This window comes from Thalassotalea profundi, assembly GCF_014653195.1.
In the GTDB taxonomy this organism is placed as follows: Bacteria; Pseudomonadota; Gammaproteobacteria; order Enterobacterales; family Alteromonadaceae; genus Thalassotalea_B; species Thalassotalea_B profundi.
On record NZ_BNAH01000008.1, the window covers coordinates 74,060 to 92,329 of the forward strand.

At 37.3% G+C, this 18,270-nt stretch carries 16 protein-coding genes; 8 read left to right on the plus strand and 8 right to left on the minus strand.

Annotation, left to right across the window (positions count from 1 at the left end; genetic code table 11):
- Window positions 1-55 precede the first annotated feature (55 nt).
- A complete protein-coding gene (locus tag IE155_RS10935) occupies window positions 56-2,113 on the plus strand; it encodes a TonB-dependent receptor family protein (protein WP_189378299.1) in 2,058 nt (685 codons plus the stop codon).
- Between the two features lie 110 nt (window positions 2,114-2,223).
- On the opposite strand, the gene IE155_RS10940 is transcribed toward IE155_RS10935, so the two are convergent.
- The 5 genes from IE155_RS10940 to IE155_RS10960 form a co-directional block, all read right to left on the minus strand.
- Window positions 2,224-3,168: a PDC sensor domain-containing protein gene (locus IE155_RS10940; protein WP_189378300.1), complete on the minus strand. Its 945-nt coding sequence runs from the start codon at window positions 3,166-3,168 to the stop codon at window positions 2,224-2,226.
- A 213-nt stretch (window positions 3,169-3,381) separates the two neighbouring features.
- A complete protein-coding gene (locus IE155_RS10945; protein WP_189378301.1) occupies window positions 3,382-5,007 on the minus strand; it encodes a methyl-accepting chemotaxis protein in 1,626 nt (541 codons plus the stop codon).
- 103 nt (window positions 5,008-5,110) lie between these two features.
- Window positions 5,111-6,199: a phosphotransferase enzyme family protein gene (locus IE155_RS10950; protein ID WP_189378302.1), complete on the minus strand. Its 1,089-nt coding sequence runs from the start codon at window positions 6,197-6,199 to the stop codon at window positions 5,111-5,113.
- Between the two features lie 24 nt (window positions 6,200-6,223).
- Window positions 6,224-7,096 (minus strand): nucleotidyltransferase family protein, encoded by an 873-nt coding sequence (locus tag IE155_RS10955; RefSeq protein WP_189378303.1) that lies wholly within the window; start codon window positions 7,094-7,096, stop codon window positions 6,224-6,226.
- A gap of 18 nt (window positions 7,097-7,114) precedes the next feature.
- Complete coding sequence (locus tag IE155_RS10960; protein ID WP_189378304.1) at window positions 7,115-8,566, minus strand: Gfo/Idh/MocA family oxidoreductase; 1,452 nt, start codon at window positions 8,564-8,566, stop codon at window positions 7,115-7,117.
- Between the two features lie 131 nt (window positions 8,567-8,697).
- Here IE155_RS10960 and IE155_RS10965 point away from each other — a divergent pair, with 131 nt between their 5' ends.
- The gene (locus tag IE155_RS10965) at window positions 8,698-9,351 is read left to right on the plus strand and encodes a lysoplasmalogenase (RefSeq protein ID WP_268245253.1); all 654 of its coding nucleotides are present in this window, start codon (window positions 8,698-8,700) and stop codon (window positions 9,349-9,351) included.
- On the opposite strand, the gene IE155_RS10970 is transcribed toward IE155_RS10965, so the two are convergent.
- Window positions 9,320-10,159, minus strand: coding sequence for a LysR family transcriptional regulator (locus IE155_RS10970; RefSeq protein ID WP_229817232.1), 840 nt, complete (start codon window positions 10,157-10,159; stop codon window positions 9,320-9,322). The genes IE155_RS10965 and IE155_RS10970 overlap by 32 nt on opposite strands.
- A gap of 158 nt (window positions 10,160-10,317) precedes the next feature.
- On the opposite strand from IE155_RS10970, the gene IE155_RS10975 reads away from it, so the two are divergent.
- From IE155_RS10975 to IE155_RS10990, 4 genes are all read left to right on the plus strand, one after another.
- Window positions 10,318-11,508: an acyl-CoA dehydrogenase gene (locus tag IE155_RS10975; RefSeq protein WP_189378306.1), complete on the plus strand. Its 1,191-nt coding sequence runs from the start codon at window positions 10,318-10,320 to the stop codon at window positions 11,506-11,508.
- An 85-nt stretch (window positions 11,509-11,593) separates the two neighbouring features.
- The gene (locus IE155_RS10980) at window positions 11,594-13,849 is read left to right on the plus strand and encodes a thiamine pyrophosphate-dependent enzyme (RefSeq protein ID WP_189378307.1); all 2,256 of its coding nucleotides are present in this window, start codon (window positions 11,594-11,596) and stop codon (window positions 13,847-13,849) included.
- Entirely contained in the window at window positions 13,846-14,886 is a 1,041-nt protein-coding gene (locus IE155_RS10985; protein ID WP_189378308.1) for an ACP S-malonyltransferase, read from the plus strand. Before IE155_RS10980 ends, IE155_RS10985 begins: the two co-directional genes overlap by 4 nt.
- 145 nt (window positions 14,887-15,031) lie before the next feature.
- Window positions 15,032-15,451: a tetratricopeptide repeat protein gene (locus IE155_RS10990; protein WP_189378309.1), complete on the plus strand. Its 420-nt coding sequence runs from the start codon at window positions 15,032-15,034 to the stop codon at window positions 15,449-15,451.
- A 16-nt stretch (window positions 15,452-15,467) separates the two neighbouring features.
- Here the strand turns inward: IE155_RS10990 and IE155_RS10995 are convergent, their stop codons facing one another.
- Window positions 15,468-16,220 (minus strand): substrate-binding periplasmic protein, encoded by a 753-nt coding sequence (locus IE155_RS10995; RefSeq protein ID WP_189378310.1) that lies wholly within the window; start codon window positions 16,218-16,220, stop codon window positions 15,468-15,470.
- Between the two features lie 205 nt (window positions 16,221-16,425).
- On the minus strand, window positions 16,426-17,397 hold the full coding sequence (ispB, locus tag IE155_RS11000; RefSeq protein ID WP_189378311.1) for an octaprenyl diphosphate synthase: 972 nt from the start codon (window positions 17,395-17,397) through the stop codon (window positions 16,426-16,428).
- 216 nt (window positions 17,398-17,613) lie between these two features.
- Here ispB and rplU point away from each other — a divergent pair, with 216 nt between their 5' ends.
- Both rplU and rpmA read left to right on the plus strand, forming a co-directional pair.
- The gene (rplU, locus tag IE155_RS11005; RefSeq protein WP_189378312.1) at window positions 17,614-17,925 is read left to right on the plus strand and encodes a 50S ribosomal protein L21; all 312 of its coding nucleotides are present in this window, start codon (window positions 17,614-17,616) and stop codon (window positions 17,923-17,925) included.
- Window positions 17,926-17,942: 17 nt separating this feature from the next.
- Window positions 17,943-18,200, plus strand: a complete 258-nt coding sequence (gene rpmA / locus IE155_RS11010; protein ID WP_189378313.1) for a 50S ribosomal protein L27 — start codon at window positions 17,943-17,945, stop codon at window positions 18,198-18,200.
- The last annotated feature ends 70 nt before the right edge of the window (window positions 18,201-18,270 follow it).

An 18,270-nucleotide genomic window follows, 5' to 3' on the forward strand; every position in this document is an offset into this window, starting at 1 on the left:
TGTTCTAATCTCGCCAATTTTAAAGGTTAGACTAAATATTGTAGGTACTCTCATCATGAAGACAAAAAAGAAGTCGCTTTCGTTGGCAATTGGATTTGCCTTAGTATCACTAAATACGGTTGCTGAGCAGGAAAAAAACAAAGAATCTATTATGCCAGCCATGGAAGTTATTCAGGTGGTGGGTAATGCTAATTCAGTAATATTAGATCATACAGGCTCCGTTGTTGTAATAAACCGCCAACAAATTGAAAAAATTCAACCTTTATCTACTGAAGATATACTTCGTCGTATTCCTGGTATAAATACGAAAAGTGAAGAAGAAACCGCTATTGTTGCAAATTTTGGTATTCGTGGCTTATCAGCTAGTGAATCTAAATCTCTTATGTTAGAAGATGGTGTGCCAGTTGCTCCTGGTCTATTTATTGGTAATGATCGTTACTTTAATCCACGTATTCAACGTATAGAAAAAGTTGAAGTACTAAAAGGCTCATCGTCTCTTCGCTATGGCCCATCAACTATTGGTGGTGTAGTTAACTATCAGACCAAAACTCCTGATGATGGAGTAATGCTCACAGCAAGAGCTGGTTCATTTAATATGCACGAACTTAGCTTAGAAGCTGGTGGCAAAAGTGCATCAGAAGACGCCTTTGCTGGTATTGTGGCTACACACGCTAGCAGTGATGGATTTATGGATAAAAGCTACGAAATGACTGATGTGATGGCAAAAGCAGGGGTTGTTTTTAGTAATGGTCAAAAGCTTGGTATTAAAATTTCACGTTATGAAAATGATGCGGATATATCTTACCGCGGTTTATTGATGGACGATTATTTAGCAGGAGCCGATTATAATCCTGGGGCAGATGATAAATATTTAACTGATCGTACTGCTTTTGATATTAATCATGAGTGGGAAGTTTCTGATAACGCAACATTAAAAACGTTGGCATATTGGAGCGAAGTGAGTCGTGATTACTGGCGATATGATGTTGATACAGCAGCATCGAACATCGCAGGTAAATGGGTTTATAAAGACACATTATCGGGCAATAACCGCTCGTTTGATCGTGTGGGAATAGAAACCCGTTTGAATTTAGAACATCAGTTATTTGATATGACCGCTAGTAGTGAATTTGGTTTGCGCTTTATGCAAGAAGAATCAAATGATACGCGTATTCGTGCGGTACGTAGTGCGGATCGGACAGGCGTTAATGATCGCCATAGAATTGATTCTGCAAACAGTTTTGCAGCACATGGACAAACGCGTATTGAATTATCAGATGCGTTTGCTGTAACTCCAGGTATTCGCGTTGAGTCATACGAACAAAAACGTGTGATATTAACAGATGATAACAGCACAGCAAAAACAAGTAATACTGAGTTTTTACCGGGTGTTGGAGTTACTTACAATGTTAATGATTCAGCTCAGATATATGGTGGTGTGTATCGTGCATTTTCACCTGCTACGAATGGTGTTGCTCTTGATGGTTTAATGGATCAAAATTTGGATGGTGAGCGTTCGACTAACTATGAGTTAGGCTTACGTGGTAATCAAGGTGAAATTAGTTATGAAGTTGCTGCGTTTTTGATGAATTTCAGCAATCAAGTTGTTACTGGTAATAGTGATCCAAATTTATCGCAGTCTAATGGCGGTAAAACAGAGCACTTAGGCATGGAGTTTATGCTAGGTTATGTGCTTGGTGGCGGGTTTAGCATCGATAGTAACGCGACTTGGGTGCCTACATCAGAATTTAAAAGTGGTGAATATCAAGGTAATCGACTTCCTTACGCGCCAAAAATTGTGGCTAATTTAGCGCTAAATTATGAATATGAGCATTTTAATGCTGCTATTACAGTGCACCACAGAGGCGAACAATTTGGTGATGCGAGCAATATTGAAGATATTCCAACAGATGCAGCTGGTGGTATTTGGGGGGGATTAATGCCATCGTATACGTTATTAGATTTAACAGCACAATATAATGTTGCTGATAATATACGAGTGTTTGGTGCAGTTAAAAACTTAACTGATAAACGCTATATCACAGGCCTACGTCAAGGTATATATGCAGGGCCAGAACGTTCAGTTGAAATGGGCATAAGCTATAGTTTTTAAAAGAAAATTTAATTATTAACCCTCTATTTTCCGGGGGGAAGTGATACTTGTTCCGCCCTAAAATATCTGAGTTTTTTTTAGGGCAGAACATCATGTGATACTATAAATTATTATTTATTAAAATGGCTTTGTTTGAGCAAGGTTTCTGCTTTAGCCCCTAAATAAACATAAATACCTAAACCAATTAATAATCCTACAGAAGCTGCCATCATAGCTACAGCATTACCAAGGTACTCAGGTGCCCCTAATACTGATTTAAACATAAGCAATAATGCCTCTATTGATACTGCAATTAATATGGTAGCAATAAAGCGGGTAATTGTTCTTCGTGTTGAGCTATGTCGAAAGATATCTTTTTTCATTAAGACTTCTTCTTCCATGGTTGTTTTACCTAAGTCAAAGATCGCTAGTGCTAAAGTGAGAAATATAATGATCCCAAAGGGTTTTAGGTGAATATTTTCAGGGGTAGGAGCAATTAATAATTGAAAAATTTCACTACCTGCTGAGTATAAAAGTATACCGACAACAAAAAATAGGCCGATGACAATAAAGGAATAAATACAGATGAAAAAAGGATGAAATTTTTTACGTTTTCTATCACCCATTAAAAATTCAATGGCATGTTCTAAGTCAATATCGATAACAAGAAAGCCAACCACTTCATTTAGTTTATTCGTATACTTTACGGCTGTTGAAATACAGAGCTTATGGCTAGATGTGGATAAATAAGGATCCGTTACAACTATATCATTACTTTCATTAGCGATAAGAAAATAAGGACGGTAAGAACGGTCTACCCCCTTTCCTTTGCTTTTGTGATTAGAATATTGTTTTTTATTAGTAATGTTGTTGCTAACTTGCACGCCATCTTTATCTAACGTAAACATGAGTTCAACAAAAGGGTAGTTTTGCCCTAACCATTTCATTGAGGTTTTTAGTAAGTTTTCATCATCAAAAAAAGCTTCATCAAAAGCGCCTGCTACAATTGAAGCCATTAGCTCATGAATTGGCGCTTTATATTCATGGTATCTTTCTATTACGCTAATATAATTCATAAACTTAACCAATACATTTTTCTCTATTGTCATCGTATATCGCTACATAATTACAGGCAAACGACAAAAATACATGCGTGACTTGAGAAAAATTAAGCTATGAAGTCCATTAATTAAACTAACGAAGAAGTTGAGAAGAATAAATAAGACAGGTAACTATTAAGTGGAGAGTTGCAGAAGCGAACGGCCTCCTTCTGCAACATTATTCGATTATTAGGTTGGCATTTTAAAGTGTGACATAAATGATTCTAACTCTTCACTTAATTCTATCAATGCTTGCGTGGATTTTTTACCTGAATGAACTAATTCCACGGCATTGTGTGAGCTTTGCGAAATCATGTTTACGCGTTGTGATATATCTTCACCCACCTTATTTTGTTCGTCGGCAGCAATCGCTATTTGATTGTTCATATCTGTAATTGTGCTGAGTGCTAATGCGACTTGGTTGAGTGCATTGGCGGCTTCTTGGGTTTGCTCTACAGTGCCTTCACTGGACGCTTTACTGAGTGACATTGTTTCAACGCCTCTATTAGAACCAGCTTGTAAGCGTTGTATCATATTTTGAATTTCTTCAGTGCTTTGTTGAGTGCGTTGCGCTAAGTTTCTGACTTCTTCTGCCACAACGGCAAAACCTCTTCCTTGTTCTCCTGCTCTGGCCGCTTCAATTGCTGCATTAAGCGCAAGCAGATTGGTTTGATCTGCAATACTGCGAATAACATCGAGCACTGAAACGATATTAGAAACATCATTACCTAGTTCAGTAATAACATTGCTGGCATCGTCGATTTGTGAGGCAAGTGTTTCAATTGAAATCACCGCTGCATCAACAATTTTATGTGCTCTATCTCCTTGTTGATCTGCTTCCTTGGTTGATGCCGCTGCGCCGCTGGCATTATCGGCAACGGTTTGAGATGTTGCGGCCATTTCAGTAATTGCTGTCGCTACCATGTCTATTTCAGCCATTTGTGATTCAAATGCCATATCTATTTGACCGGTTCGATTGTTAGCATCTTCTGCTTCTTGGCGTAGTTTGGCTGTAGACTTTTCTACATTACTTAATACTTTTGCTAATGCTTCGCTAAGATAAATCATAGAACCATAGATAGAGTCGGGTTTTGCATTATTTTTGACGTTAACGGTTAGGTCGCCTTTTGCTACTTTTTGAACGATGGCGAGTACATCGTCTAGCTCACCGCCTAGATCAGATAATAATTTTCGAGTTGACCAAATCAATATAAAGCCAATTGCTGCGGTTAAAATTAAGCAGATTGTTACTTGCCATTTAGCACTATCCCAAAAGCGAGCTTCAACTTCTGAAAAGCCGATCCCGGTACCAACATACCAGCCCCATTTAGGGGTTTGTTGTGCTATTGAGAGTTTATTTTCGATACTGCCATCAGCTTGTTTTTGAGTCCATTCGTATTCAGCAATTCCATTGGGTCTTTGTCTTACTGCATTTTCTAATATTTTACCGACACTATTACCTTTTCCGTCTTTAAATTCATTAAAACTTGTGCCATGTAATTGAGGATCTAAGGGGGTGGCAATAAAATTAAGATTTTCATCGGCGACATAAACATATTCAGACTGGTGATATTTATTATTTCTGAGTAAGTAGGTAGCTAGGGTTTTAGCTTCTTCTTCGGTGATTTTGCCGCTTTCTACATAGTCTTCCATTTCAGTAACTATGTTGTAGGTTGATTTAAATAGTTGCTCTACACGCGCTTTATTATCGTCAGTGCTTGCAATTCGTAATGTTGTCAAACCTACAAACATTAACAGTAAAAATGAGGCTAATATTACAATAATCAACCCACCTACTTTTACATTTAACTTCATTTTATTACCTCTGATATAGCGCGTGAACTGCGCAATGGTAGATGTTTTCTCTATGGTGTTCTAATTAACTATAACAGAAAAAGGTAATATTGAAATTAGTATGTTATCTAGACAGTTGATAGATCATGTCGTGAATTTTAGGTTGGATATTCTTGAGTAATGAATAGAGTTTTATTTGGTTTTTCGCGCGATCTAAGTTATGCATCTCATACTTTGTGTGGAAGTAATTATCGCCATCAATAAAGTCGGTAAGAAAGCGAATACCAATCATAAATGGCAGTAATTGAGCCCCTATAACTAAACTTTGCTTTTCAAGTTCGTTAATGTGGTTATCTAATTCACTTAAATATCCTTTTGCTAAGGCTGAAAGGATATCTTCACGGACATACATTTCTTCTATGTTTTTACCGTCTTCAGGTAAGTTTGAGCAGCAGGTTCTAACCATATCGCCAAAGTCGTGCATTATAAAACCAGGCATACAGGTATCTAAATCAATAACAGCAGTAGGGTTATTATTACTTGCACAAAAAAGTAGATTATTTATCTTGGTGTCATTATGAGTAACTCGCAAAGGTAAACTTGCTTCTAATTCCGCTACGCTTTTAATGAATTCATGCTCAGATAAACAAAATTCAAGTAGTTCGCTGCAATGTTGTAGGCGATCATTTGTGTTGCTTTTAGCCGCTGTTTTTAATTGTGATAGTCTATGCCCAAGATGGTGAAAGCTAGGGATGATAACGGCTAACTCTTGTGCTGGAAAGTCAGCCAGTGCATGAGTGAATTTAGCAAATGCTGCTGCAACTTGTTGTGCTTGCTCAGGGGTGTCGACAGCTTCAATGGTATAACAATTAGGAATATATTCTATGGCACGCCAGTAATTACGATCAACTAATGAGAATACCTTATTGTCGTTGTTTTCTATTTGACGCATAGGTGTTAATTGATATTGACCTTGCGTTTGTTTATTTAATAAATGATTATTAATTAATTCGGCATTATTAACAACGTCACCAGGTTTAGGAAAAACATGTTGATTAATTTTCTGTAATACAAAGTTAGTATTAATTGAGCGCACTAAGAATGTGCTATTAATTAAGCCATTTCCTAAAGGAGCCACAGTACTATTATTTAAAGAACAGTGATAATGGGGAAGTACTCTTTGTAAAGTGGTGCGCTCTACTGCTTTGCTCATACGCATTTTGAACTTCATTATTAACTAATGAAATAGTCCTTTTTCGGTTAATAGTGCTAATTTATTGTGGACAATATCTGAATCAGCCGCATATGTTACGCCAAACCATTCGTCATGTGAAGTAAGTACTTCTATACAGGCTTTTTCATCGTTAATTGCTTTCATTGCGGCATCGGGTAAATAACATTCTTGTTGGTTATTAAGTGAAGATAAGGAATGACTAATGAGCTCAGCTAATGTGTCAAAAATTTGGGGATGAAACGACCAACAGTTCATTGATACTAAGTCGTTATCATTTAAGTCACTTGCCCGATTGTTTTTAGTATCGCTAATTATTCCTTTAGGTGATTGTCTTATGTTTGTTACTTCAGAAATTTCAAGTAGTGTATTATTTTTTGAGATACTGCAAATACCTCTATTAACGCCGCCATGTGCCGAAAGGGTGTTTTTTAGTGGGTAGCCGACAAGGTAGTGCTGACTTTTATTGTGTAAATTAGCATTATATAACAAGGTGAATGCGTGAGCTCCATAATAATCGTCACCATTAATTACAGTAAAATTATCGTCGATTAAATTATGGCAACACCATAAGGCATGGGCTGTACCTAATGGTTTTGAATGTCCAATTTTTTTTGATAGTGAGTCTGGTAAGCTTTGATTTTTTTGAATCACTGTGTGGTATTCACTATCGGAAAAATGCTGATATAAAGGCAGTGTTTGTATTAATTGCTCATGCTTTTGCTGGCAAACGATAATAAATTTTCGATAACCTGCTTGATGTGCGTGATCAATATTGTACGACATTAGGGGGCGGTTTAAGGGGCCAAAACATGTTAATTGTTTTGGACCACCAAAACGGCTACCATTTCCTGCAGCTAAAATAATGAGTGTTTTCAATAGTTTTCTTATTTTTAGTTAAGTTACGATCGTCAGGGGTGTATTGGTTTTCCAGTGACCGCGAGTAAAATCAGGAATGTCTTTACTATTACTTCTATCGCTCACTGAATCAGCACTTAAGGGGGTAATAACTGACCAAGAAGCTGCGTCATAAACGTCTTGATCTAACGCTTCACCATTTCGTAAACAATACACCATTCGCCAAAGCATTAAAAAGTCCATACCTCCGTGCCCTCCATTACGTTGTGCTTCTTGGCCCATTTGTATCCATAAAGGGTGATCAAAATTTTGTTGCCAATGTGCCATGTTGTAATCCCAATGATGAAAGTTGTGTAGAGACGGCTCCCTGCCTTTTTTACCCTTTGTCACCCATTTTTGATGTGCGACAGAAAATTGTTGTTGATAAACATTACTGATTGCTTCGGGTATTTTCTCAAGGGCTATTCTATTAGGAAAACCCGAAAAAGCGCCATTGGTTCCTTGGATATAATTATGACGAGAATAGGGGCGTGGCGTTGTTGTATCGTGTTGCACCATGATACTTCTGCCATTGACGGTTTTTATCATGGTGGTATTCATGTCACCTGCAATAAAATTTAATTGGTTGCGCTCGTGATCTACGGGAAATTCTCGCTGTGCGTAGGCTTTTCGGCCTAATGCTGGTGAACTCGTTGAAGTGAGGTAGTCGAAACGATCGCCTCGGTTAATATTCATATATTGAGAAACAGGACCTAAACCATGGGTTGGGTATAAATTTCCGTTAACCTTGGTGTGCCAGTGAGTGCGCCATGAGCCTGTTTTTTCGTGTATTTCTTTCATTTGCCAACGCAATTCATGAATATAGGCTGCCTCACCATGTAGTAACTGACCAAATAACCCTTGGCGTACCATGTTTAACACCATTAATTCATCACGGCCGTAACAAACATTCTCCATCATCATACAATTTTTTTGTGTACGTTCAGCAGTGTTTACTAACTGCCAGCATTCATCAACTGTTGTTGCTGCTGGCACTTCAACAAAGGCATGTTTTCCACTTTCCATGGTATCTACTGCCATGGGCGTATGCCAACGCCAAGGTGTTGAAATGATAATAATATCGATGTCTTGACGTTCTAACATGTCTTTGTAAGCTAGCTCTCCTTTGCTATAGCGTGCAGGAGTAGGCAAGCCTTGTTTTTGTACATACGCCAAAGAGCGATCAATAACTTTTTCATTGGTATCGCATATGGCAGTAATAGAGACACCTTCAAGATGGCAAAAGTGTTTCACATGACCATAACCTCTTTCGCCAACTCCGATAAAGCCAACTCGAATAATATCCATTTTGGGTACAGTAAGACCTGCAACACTTTTTCCTTGGCTAGGTGAATACTTTATGTTGGAGGTGTTCGTACAACCTGATGCCATCCCTGCGGCAGTTAATGCAGCCATTGACTTTAAAAAATTTCGTCTATTGTCAGTACTCATTATTGTCCCTTATTTTTATTATTGGCTTTTGTGCTAATTAGTTTAACTTGAATATAATTATAAGACTACATTAGCTTTAACTCGTAAAAGTGTTTAAGCTAAATACGATTTGAACAAGAACCATACTATTTATGTTATCGATTAATCGCTATTTATTATTGGCATTCATATTCTTTGCTTTGCTCTTTACCTGTTCAACTTTGTTCCCTCCATACCCTTTAAGTTGGTTAGTAAAATTAATACCAATGTTTATTTTATTATTTATTGCAATTAAGCACTTAGATAATACATGGGGTAAATTATTTTTAGCGGGCATTGTTTTTTCTGGTATTGGGGATTTCTTTCTCGATTACGACAGAGTTAATTGGTTTATCTTCGGACTTGCGAGTTTTTTTATCGCTCATGTTTGCTATATCGCAAGTCTTAAGCCTGAGTTATCCAAATTAAAGTTTAAGAAAAATATGGTATTAGCAAGCGGGTACCTTATTGGTGGTGTGTTCACTTTTTGTTTATTTGCAAGCGAATTGCAAGAGCTATTCGTGCCTGTATTTGTTTATATGCTGGTTTTATTATTAATGGCAATCTCAACTGTTTTATCTCTAAGGAGTAATTATTGGTTAATGCTTGGTGGTTTAAGCTTTGTTGTCTCAGATACCATGATAGGTTTAGATAAATTTTATTCACCATTAAATTTTCATCATAGCGTTATTATGGTGACGTATTATTTTGCTCAACTTGCATTATTGTTAGGGGTTATTCAATCAGTTGATGTTGTTGAGCAATAATTGTGAGTGAATTTACTATCGGAGATTCTTGCTCATACGCTAGCACAATTTCACGTGTTAATTTAAGGCCGTCAATGGCTTTAAATACTATATCATTATGCTCTAGAACTTCAGGATGAACAGGTACTAAAGCACAACCTAATCCTGCTTTCACTAGACCTAAGGCATAATCAATGGTTTGTATTTTTGCCCTAATATCTAATTCAATACCTGAGAGTGCTAGCGTTTCATTTAATGCTTGCCAAGCTAAACAAGGGGAGCGATGTATTGCGGCAACTTGATGAAGATCTGAGATTGATATCTTGTCCAGTAGAGATAAAGGGTGGTTACTTGGTAAAGCTAATACATAATCTTCTTGCCATAAACTCAAATGCTTTTCGTCAGGTCTAAGCTCTTCTTTGAGTACAATTCTCGCATCGGCATCGTCTTGATGGGGAACAAGTGTTAACTCCATGGTCGGTTGAGAAGAGGTGAAATCTTTCAAGAGGGCACTCATGCGTTTTACCCCTAAGCCACGAGTAACGCCTAGTAAAAAGGTAATTTTATCTTGTTTTTGAATAAAGCTTTGCTTAATGGCATCGGCTTGCCCAAGTAATTGCGAAGCAAGTGGGTACAGTCTCTTACCGTGTTCGGTCACTTTTACGCCACGGGTATGGCGGATAAATAAAGTTTGTTTTAACTCTTGCTCGAGTTGAATAATTGCCGCAGAAATAGAAGGTTGAGCAATAAAGCAGGCTTTAGCTGCACCACTAAAACTTTGCTGCTCTACTACAGCGACAAAATACTTTAATGCACGCAGATCCATCATTTTTTATAAATAATATAAGTGATATCTCATTATAGGTTAAAACTATAACAGGTAAAGAAAAATAATATTTTAACTTGGTCTGTGCTTTGTTTATTCTAATATCTATACAATAACTGTTTAATTTATTCGGTTTATTTAACTTACATTAGGAAATGACTATGTCTGGTACTTCAACTACTCGTCCAAGCTTTAATTGGCAAGATCCTTTATTACTCGATTCTTTATTGTCAGAAGATGAGCGCATGATCCGTGATAGTGCTCATCAATATTGTCAAGATAAGCTAATGCCGCGTGTATTAGAGGCGAATAGAAATGAAGTATTTGACGTAGAAATAATGAAAGAGCTAGGCGCACTTGGCTTACTAGGATGTACTATAGAAGAAAAATACGGCTGTGCGGGTGTTAACTATGTCACCTATGGCTTAGTTGCACGTGAGATAGAACGTGTAGATAGTGGTTACCGCAGCGCCATGAGTGTGCAGTCATCTTTAGTTATGCATCCAATCTACGCTTACGGTAATGAAGAGCAAAAAATGAAGTACTTACCTAAGCTTGCCAGTGCTGAATATATCGGTTGTTTTGGCTTAACTGAGCCTAACTCAGGCTCAGATCCAGCGAGTTTATCAACTAAAGCGACCAAGGTTGATGGCGGTTATCGTATCACAGGCAATAAAATGTGGATCACAAACTCTCCTATTGCCGATATTTTTATTATTTGGGCTAAATTAGACGGCGTTATCAAAGGCTTTATTTTAGAGAAAGGCATGGAAGGTTTATCAGCGCCCAAAATTGAGGGTAAATTCTCCTTACGTGCTTCAATAACTGGTGAAGTGGTCATGGATAATGTGTTTGTTCCTGATGAAAATATGCTTCCGAATGTTAAAGGTTTATCAGGACCATTTGGTTGTTTAAATAAAGCACGTTACGGTATTGCATGGGGCGCACTTGGCGCAGCTGAATTTTGCTGGCATGGGGCGCGTCAATACACCTTAGATAGAGAACAGTTTGGTAAACCATTAGCGGCGACTCAACTTATTCAAAAGAAACTTGCTGATATGCAAACTGATATAACTACGGGGTTATTTGCCTGCTTACAAGTTGGTCGTTTAATGGATGCGGGAACTTTAGCCCCTGAAGCGATTTCGTTAGTTAAACGTAATTCATGTGGTAAAGCCTTGGAGATTGCTCGAACTGCTCGTGATATGCATGGCGGTAATGGTATTAGTGATGAGTTTCATATTATTCGCCATATGATGAACTTAGAAGCCGTTAATACTTATGAAGGTACACATGATGTTCATGCGCTTATCTTAGGACGAGCACAAACGGGCATTCAGGCTTTCTTTTAATTCTTACTTAAGTATCAACCTCAATTTAACCATTAACCTGAGAGCAAGTTAATGGTTAATTATAAGCTCAGTAATTGGAGTGGTAATGTCAGATCGTAATCAATTATTAAAAGATGCTTTTGTAAGTAAAGTGTTATCGGGTAACTTACCGTCGTTGAGCCAACACCAAGCACCAGAAAATGCCGGTTTAAGTCATGCTGATGTTGTCGACTTATTTGAAACACAAGTGTTGAGCCGACACTTAGATTTGCATTCCAGAGTAATGCAAAAAAAAGGACAGAGCTTTTATACTATAGGTAGCTCAGGGCATGAAGGTAACGCTGCTTGTGCGAAAGCGTTTCGTTTAGATGATATGGCATTTTTGCATTATCGAAGTGGTGCGTTTGTTATTCAGCGGAGTAAAAAGGTGCCGGGACAAACACCTATTTACGATATGTTGTTATCATTCGCAGCTTCTAAAGACGATCCAATATCAGGTGGTCGACATAAGGTACTCGGCAGTAAAACTTTATTTATCCCACCGCAAACGAGCACTATTGCCTCACATTTGCCAAAAGCGATGGGAACTGCCTTTAGTATTGATTTAGCAAAGCGCTTGGCCTTTGAAAGTGAATTACCAAAAGACGGCATTGTCGTATGTAGTTTTGGTGATGCCTCTCAAAATCATTCAACAGCCCAAGGGGCAATAAATAGTGCAGCTTGGGCTAGTTTTCAGTCACTGCCAATGCCTATCGTATTTATATGTGAAGATAATGGTATTGGTATTTCAACATCTACTCCAACTGGTTGGGTGGAAGCCAATTATAAAAATAGGGCTGGGCTTGTTTACCTAACCTGCGATGGTTTAAACCTTATAGATACTTACCAAACTTCACTTAAAGCCGCAAAAATAGCAAGAGAAAAGCGATGTCCTGTGTTTTTACATATTAAACTAGTGCGCTTGTTAGGTCATGCGGGGTCAGATGCTGAATTTGTATATCGTAAACCATCAGAAATAGAAGCTATAGAGCATCAAGACCCATTATTACATAGTGCTGCACTCTTATTAGAAAATCATATTCTAGATAAGGAGCAAATTGTTAAAATTTACCAACAAGCAGCGACTCGTATTGAAAATATTGCTGAGCGTGTCATTACTAAACCAAGGTTGACTAGTGCTGAGGATGTAATGGCAAGTCTATTACCAGCAAGTGTTGAAAGTGGTATAACTAAACATACCAATAACTTGAGTACTGAAGAGCGCTCTCGTTTTTTTGCGCATGAAAAGCATAATTTAAGTAAGAAACAACACCTAGCTAAACTTATTAATTGGACATTAATGGATTTAATGGCGAAGCATAATGATATTGTGATGCTAGGTGAAGATATAGCTCGAAAAGGTGGTGTATATAATGTTACAGCAAAGCTTCATGAGCGCTTTGGACAAAATCGCGTACTTAATACACTACTTGATGAACAATCTATTTTAGGTGGAGCAATTGGTTTAGCGCATAATGGCTTTTTACCGATTCCGGAAATTCAATTTCTTGCATATGTGCACAATGCAGAAGATCAAATTCGTGGTGAGGCGGCTACGTTGTCATTTTTCTCTAATCGACAATATACCAATCCGATGGTCATCAGAATTGCTGGTCTAGCCTACCAAAAAGGTTTTGGAGGTCATTTTCATAATGACAACTCTTTTGCTGTATTTAGAGATATTCCTGGTGTTGTACTTGCGTGTCCATCAAACGGTAAAGATGCCGTTGAAATGTTGCGCTCATCAGTGAGGTTAGCCAAAGAAGAGCAAAAAGTTGTGGTGTTTTTAGAACCTATTGCATTGTATATGACGAAAGACCTACATCAAGAGGGCGATGGTCTATGGACATATATTTACCCCGAACCTAAACCAGAAATAGAGCAAGCGGTAAATTTACAAATAACTACGTATGGTACAGGCAAGGATGTATGTATTTTAACTTATGGTAATGGCTATTTTTTATCACGACAAGCCGAAAAAATATTGGCTGACAACAGCATTCGTTGTCGAGTGGTTGATTTACGCTGGTTGGCCCCATTAGATGAAAAAGGTATTTTAGCGCAAGTCGCTCTATGTGATCAGGTACTTATTGTTGATGAATGTCGACAAACAGGGTCAATTAGTGAGGCGTTAATGGCGTTATTAGTTGAAGCGCAATTAGCTAGTAAACCGATTGAACGTATTTGTGCGCAAGACAGCTTTATTCCCTTAGGCAGTGCGGCTTATGAAGTATTGCCCTCATGCCAAGAAATAGTCGATAAAGTGACAACTATGGTGAAAAACACAGCTAAAAGTAGTGAACGCAATAAGGATCGCAAATGAATAAAAAACTAACGGCTGTTGTTATTTGCCCCGGCCGCGGCACTTATAACAAAGATGAGTTAGGCTATTTATCGCGATTTCATCGTGATAAAACTGAAATTATTTCGATAATAGATGATTATCGGAAATTACAAAACCAACCGCCAATTAGCGAATTAGATTCAGAGCTTAATTATCAAATGCGTAAACATACCACAGGCGAGAATGCATCTGCGGTAATTTATGGCTGTGCTTTAGCTGATTTTTATTCAATAGATCGCGATAAATATGACATTGTTGCCGTTACTGGTAACTCAATGGGATGGTATATCGCCCTTGCAGTTGCGGGGGCCTTAAATCCTGAAAACTCAATCGAGTTAATTAACACTATGGGATCGATGATGAGTAACGGCGTTATTGGTGGTCAATTAATTTATCCTATAGTCGATGAAAACTGGGTTATTAATAAAAAAATACAGCAAGAAGTATTGGCGCACGTCGAGCAAGTAAATCAAGAAAGTGGTAATGAGGTCTATTTATCAATAACTTTAGGTGGTTATTTAGTGTTTGGTGGAAATAAACCGGGATTAAAAGCGTTAGAGCAAAGTTTGCCATTAGTACAAGATCGTTATCCAATGAACTTATTTAATCATGCGGCTTTCCATACACCTTTAATGAATGAGATCTCAATAAAAGCTAAAAAATTACTAAGTAATGATAAATTTGTAGCTCCTAAACTGCCATTAATCGATGGTTTGGGTAATATTTGGCAGCCTTATTCAACTGATGTTGAACAACTCTATCACTATACTTTAGGGACTCAAGTTACAGAGCCTTATAATTTTAGTAAAGCAATAGAGGTAGCGATTAAAGAATTTGCGCCAGATAAACTTATTATACTAGGACCAGGATCAACATTAGGTGGTTCGGTCGCACAAAACTTAATTAAACATCACTGGTTAGGTATGCAGAATAAATCAGATTTCATCAGCCAACAAAAAGAAGACCCATTTATATTATCAATGGGGCTAGAGGAACAAAGAAAAATAGTGGTTTAGTGGAGAGTCAATAGAGAGTTTTTTTAGATACCATCATGTTAGACTAAAAATAACGATATTTAGTCACTTTATTATCTATAATTCTGTTTAGTTATTATAAAAACGTTATACTCCATGTAACTTCTTGTGACACATAGATAAACACATGAATACCAAAATATATAAACAAGTACTTGCTTTAACGGACGAATTATTAGCAGCGGCTCAAGAAGAAAACCAAACAGCGTTTGATTCTTATTATTCAGAATTAACTCAATTATGTGAAGATAATGAAAATACCGATAAAGACCATCCGGTACAGTGGGAAACGCTAGCTGATTTTACTGATGATTTAGCATTAGCAGTTACCATTTATCAAAAAGCCTTAGCAAAAGCTGAAGCGATCAATGATAAAGATTTTCGTTCTTCTATTGGGTTTTCAATTGCGGCGTTAAAAGTTGATTTAGGGGATAAAGCAGGGGCGATTGAGTATTTAGAACATGCTAAAATTAGCAGTAATAAAATTATAGATAAAGAGCTCAAAGCTGAAATTCATGATTTGTTGGAAAAATTAAAAGCGGTTTAGAGTTAACTTTTTACTTTTATAATCCCCATTTATCTATAATTTTTTGGTAAGTGCCATCGTCTTTAATCTTATGTAATGCATCAGATAACTCTGAAACGACTTTATCTGATGTCGTCAATCCCGTTGCTATAAACAAATCTCCGGGAAAGTCATATAATTCTACGATTGGTTTAATTTCTTCTTTATCAAATCCAATACTTTTCATTTCTCTATCTATGGCAACAAAATTAGTTAAAATAAAGTCAATATGACGTCCGAATAACATCCCCCACATATGTTTATAATTAACAGATAAGTGCAAGTTTTGCGGGGTAGAAAAACCAGCGTTTTTTAAATACTCCTCAGAGTGATACCCTCGTATCGTACCCACAACAAATGATTTTGCTTCTTCTAAACTATGAATATTGATATCTGTTCGGCTACGTAACCCAATTAAAAAAGCTTTGCTTTTATAAATATGGCCAATCCATTGAAAATATTTACTACGCTTAGTTGTTTTCATTAAAGAAAATATAAGAGTATTTTTTTGATTTAATGCTGCATCATAACTATGTGCGAAAGGCATTAAGTTTATAAAGCCGGTGTATCTTGTTTTAAGCAACATAGCTTCAATGACTTCAACCAAAGCTCCTGTAGGCTTATTGTTAGCATCTAAAAAATGAAATGGTGGTAAGTCTTCTGCCACAAAAATGAGCTGATTGGCATTACTAGGGAATGTACTACTAAGTAATAGGAGTAAAATAAAAGGGTACTTCAATACTTTTTGCATATTAACGCTATTGCCAATTTTTGATTTTGAAAGGCTATAATTTTATGTTTTTTTGTCTATTACAAGAGTATAGCTGTTTTATTGGATTGTTGAAATTATAATCATTTAAGGCTATTCGACACTACGGGAATTCGATGTGAAACATAACCAATAAGCTGGCATCCAGTATTTAATGGTAGAATGCCAGAAACTTAAAATAAGACGATTATACGGATCTATTAGCGGCAATATGCGCTAACGAAATTAACGCTTGTTTGTAGTCAGATGCAGGTAAAATTGAAATAGCATCTATCGCTTTATCGGCTTCTTGCTCTGCAATTTTCTGTGCATAGCGTAAGGATCCCGTTTCTTCCATTGCTGTGAGAATAGCGTCAAGGTTATCCATACCGTTACATTTTTCAATTGCTTCTTTGATTAACTTTGCTTGTTCAGCACTACCATGTTGCATCGCATAAATTAAGGGGAGTGTAGGTTTACCCTCAGATAAATCATCGCCGACATTTTTACCCATAGCTTGCGCATCAGCTGTGTAGTCCATAATATCATCAACAAGTTGAAAAGCTGTACCGAGATATTTGCCGTAATCTATCATTGCTTCTTCAGTTTTAGAGTCGTGCTCACCAATAACTGCGGCTAATTGAGTTGCTGCCTCAAATAATTTAGCGGTTTTACAATAAATAACCTGCATGTAACTTTCTTCAGTAGTACTGGCATCGTTACAATTCATTAATTGCAACACTTCACCTTCGGCGACAATATTTGTAACGTCGGATAAAATATCCATTACCCGCATATTTTGCAATTTAGTCATCATTTGAAAAGAGCGGGTATAAAGAAAGTCTCCTACGAGTACACTAGCACTATTGCCAAATAAGGCATTTGCGGTTTCACGTCCTCTGCGCATATCGGATTCATCAACCACATCATCATGCAATAGCGTTGCTGTATGAATAAATTCAATAATAGCTGCAAGGTCTATATGTTGAGTGCCTTTATAATTCAACGCTCTGGCGGCTAAGGTGGTTAACATTGGACGCATACGTTTCCCACCGGCGTTCACAATGTAAATGCCTAGTTGATTGATTAAGGCTACATCTGATTGTAGTTGGGAGTAAATAAGGTCATTAACTAATGCCATGTCTTGCTGAGCAAGTGATTGAATGTCTTTAATATCCATAAAGCCTAACGATGAAATATACACATATAATTGGAGGGTAAAATTTGTAACAAAGTTTACACGATTTTTTTTGATAAAGAAGGTTTCTATTAAATGTTTCAAATATTAAATAATAAATGTTATTTGTGCTTGCCTTAAGTTTATCCTTCGAGTAGAATTCGCGCCCTATATTTTTAAATTTATGCGTTTAATAAATGAACGCAGTACGGAGTAGCTATGTACGCGGTATTCCAGAGCGGTGGTAAACAGCATCGTGTAACTGAAGGCCAAACAGTTCGTCTAGAGAAAATTGAACTTGAAGTTGGTGCGTCAGTAGAATTCGATAACGTATTAATGATCGCCGATGGCGAGAACATCAATGTAGGTGCGCCTTACATTGCTGGTGGTAAAGTTGTGGCTGAGGTGTTAACTCAAGGTCGCGCTGATAAAGTTAAAATTGTTAAATTTAAACGTCGTAAGCATTCACGCAAACAAGCGGGCCATCGCCAATGGTTCACTGAAGTGAAAATTACTGGTATTAACGGCTAATTTAGGAGCGATTTAAAATGGCACATAAGAAGGCAGCAGGTAGTACCAAAAATGGTCGTGATTCAGAAAGCAAACGTTTAGGTGTTAAGCGTTTTGGTGGTGAATCAGTATTAGCAGGTAACATTATTGTTCGTCAACGTGGTACTAAATTCCACGCGGGTAGCAACATGGGTATCGGTAAAGACCACACTTTATTCGCATTAACTGACGGTAAAGTTCAGTTTGACGTTAAAGGTGCTAAAAACCGTAAATTTGTAAGTATTGTTTCTGAATAATAATACTACTGATTTGAAAAACCCTGCATTTCAGCAGGGTTTTTTTTTGGCTTATTTAAGCTATAAATAA

What these genes read in the sequence shown, in the direction of transcription:
- IE155_RS10935 (WP_189378299.1), top strand. Translation starts at nt 56, where the DNA reads ATGAAGACAAAAAAGAAGTCGCTTTCGTTGGCAATTGGATTTGCCTTA.
- IE155_RS10940 (WP_189378300.1), bottom strand. Translation starts at nt 3,168, where the DNA reads ATGAATTATATTAGCGTAATAGAAAGATACCATGAATATAAAGCGCCA.
- IE155_RS10945 (WP_189378301.1), bottom strand. Translation starts at nt 5,007, where the DNA reads ATGAAGTTAAATGTAAAAGTAGGTGGGTTGATTATTGTAATATTAGCC.
- IE155_RS10950 (WP_189378302.1), bottom strand. Translation starts at nt 6,199, where the DNA reads ATGAGCAAAGCAGTAGAGCGCACCACTTTACAAAGAGTACTTCCCCAT.
- IE155_RS10960 (WP_189378304.1), bottom strand. Translation starts at nt 8,566, where the DNA reads ATGAGTACTGACAATAGACGAAATTTTTTAAAGTCAATGGCTGCATTA.
- IE155_RS10965 (WP_268245253.1), top strand. Translation starts at nt 8,698, where the DNA reads ATGTTATCGATTAATCGCTATTTATTATTGGCATTCATATTCTTTGCT.
- IE155_RS10970 (WP_229817232.1), bottom strand. Translation starts at nt 10,159, where the DNA reads ATGATGGATCTGCGTGCATTAAAGTATTTTGTCGCTGTAGTAGAGCAG.
- IE155_RS10975 (WP_189378306.1), top strand. Translation starts at nt 10,318, where the DNA reads ATGTCTGGTACTTCAACTACTCGTCCAAGCTTTAATTGGCAAGATCCT.
- IE155_RS10980 (WP_189378307.1), top strand. Translation starts at nt 11,594, where the DNA reads ATGTCAGATCGTAATCAATTATTAAAAGATGCTTTTGTAAGTAAAGTG.
- IE155_RS10985 (WP_189378308.1), top strand. Translation starts at nt 13,846, where the DNA reads ATGAATAAAAAACTAACGGCTGTTGTTATTTGCCCCGGCCGCGGCACT.
- IE155_RS10990 (WP_189378309.1), top strand. Translation starts at nt 15,032, where the DNA reads ATGAATACCAAAATATATAAACAAGTACTTGCTTTAACGGACGAATTA.
- IE155_RS10995 (WP_189378310.1), bottom strand. Translation starts at nt 16,220, where the DNA reads ATGCAAAAAGTATTGAAGTACCCTTTTATTTTACTCCTATTACTTAGT.
- ispB (WP_189378311.1), bottom strand. Translation starts at nt 17,397, where the DNA reads ATGGATATTAAAGACATTCAATCACTTGCTCAGCAAGACATGGCATTA.
- rplU (WP_189378312.1), top strand. Translation starts at nt 17,614, where the DNA reads ATGTACGCGGTATTCCAGAGCGGTGGTAAACAGCATCGTGTAACTGAA.
- rpmA (WP_189378313.1), top strand. Translation starts at nt 17,943, where the DNA reads ATGGCACATAAGAAGGCAGCAGGTAGTACCAAAAATGGTCGTGATTCA.